The sequence below is a fragment of the Amycolatopsis sp. VC5-11 genome (assembly GCF_037034185.1).
GTDB lineage: Bacteria > Actinomycetota > Actinomycetes > Mycobacteriales > Pseudonocardiaceae > Amycolatopsis > Amycolatopsis nivea.
The window spans coordinates 1-251 of the sequence record NZ_JBAGKF010000071.1 but is presented as its reverse complement, the minus strand read 5'-3'; the positions used below and the strand labels follow the sequence as shown (position 1 = coordinate 251).

The following is a 251-nucleotide window of genomic DNA, read 5'->3' as shown; positions in this document are numbered from 1 at the left end:
GCGTCGCGGACCTGGTCCACGATTTCGGCGGTCGAGAGGTTGCGGTCGAGGCCGCCCTGGCCGGTCGCGCAGAACGGGCACGCCATGCCGCAGCCGGCCTGGCTGGAGATGCACAGCGTGGCGCGGTCCGGGTAGCGCATGAGCACGCTTTCCAGCAGCGTCCCGTCGTGCGCGCGCCACAGGGTCTTGCGGGTCGCGCCGCCGTCCGCGGCCAGTGCGCGGACCTCGGTGAGCAGCGGCGGCATCAGGTC

At 73.7% G+C, this 251-nt stretch carries 1 pseudogene; it reads right to left on the bottom strand.

The features are described from left to right. Positions 1-251: pseudogene (locus WA670_RS45130) on the bottom strand (23S rRNA (adenine(2503)-C(2))-methyltransferase RlmN); the annotation flags it as partial.